Annotated in this window: 1 protein-coding gene and 1 pseudogene; both read right to left on the bottom strand. The window is 37.2% G+C overall.

What is annotated here, in order from left to right; genetic code table 11:
* On the bottom strand, nucleotides 1-827 hold an 827-nt coding region (locus H5072_RS20080), incomplete at its 3' end, for a tetratricopeptide repeat protein (RefSeq protein ID WP_002958558.1).
* Nucleotides 828-976: 149 nt separating this feature from the next.
* Nucleotides 977-1117: pseudogene (locus H5072_RS21530) on the bottom strand (transcriptional regulator); the annotation flags it as partial.

Genomic DNA, 1117 nt, shown 5'->3' with positions numbered 1-1117 from the left:
TAATGGTGCGTTTTATTATTATCTTCTAGTTCTTCTATTTGGTGTTGAATAATCTCTATTGCAGGATCATCCGGACACTCATCTACAAAAAACTGTAAATCATCACGTGCCATTTTAGGGCAACCGAGCTGATTTAATAAGTAACCTCTGTCGCGTCTCTCATACGGGTCGTCGCCTATTAACTCCATTAGCATCTCTACACAGGTTAAAGCATGACCAAATTTATTTTCGCTAATGAAAGACCATTTTTGCTGAGCTAAAAATAACTTATATACTTCGTCATCAAAAATCAGTTCTAGTGGCTCTTGCTCTTGACCATCATCTTCATCTGCGTTTTCAGGGATAATATACCAACTTTGTTGTCCACTGCTTGGCTCTATTATGTAGCCTTCTTCGTCACTAATCGCCACATGTACGCCAACATCACCTTGGGTAAGACTAAGGTTCGCGTCACAGTTAGCTTGTTGTAAAAAATGACAAAGTATAATTGCCAGTGTTGTAGGTGAACCACTGCGCATAGAAAGCGTATAGCTTAATGTATTTAATTTATATTCAGGCACTTTTAAACCTGATGCACTAAATAGCCAATCACTGTAAAACATATCTAATAATTTTTCGAGGCGATCGTGCTCATCACTCACTTTTAAACACAGCGCTGAAATTTGCTGTTCAAAGTCAGTTAAAGTTTCATAACATGGTGTTAAATCTATCTGAGGGTCCCACTTTGACTCTGCTTTAATACAGCGGTAAATCGCTGGAGGTGTAAATTCATCGTAAGCATCATCAAGATAAGATTCATCGTGTTCGTCAAACCCGAGGGTAGTCATTAATACTGCAACATTTTAGAAAACGAAGGCGTAGTTTACCTAACTTTAAAGCTATATACCAATATAGAGGTGTATTTGAATATTTTCTGAGAGGGAGTTGTATTTGAGCTTTACAAAACAACTATAAAGCTCAAATAGTCAGGTATTACTTAAAGCAAAAAAGCTGATTTAGACGTCGCTAAATAACCTATCGCTAAAATAACAGCGGTATTAACTAAAACGTAAGCAACTTTAGCCGTCATTTTAGTTTGTCTGGCGCTTTTAGTCCCAATACCGATGTATATAACCAC

The sequence above is a fragment of the Pseudoalteromonas sp. SR45-5 genome, from assembly GCF_014163565.1.
Taxonomy (GTDB): Bacteria; Pseudomonadota; Gammaproteobacteria; order Enterobacterales; family Alteromonadaceae; genus Pseudoalteromonas; species Pseudoalteromonas distincta.
The sequence above is the reverse complement of the archived record's forward strand: the minus strand, read 5'-3'. Positions and strand labels throughout refer to the sequence as shown.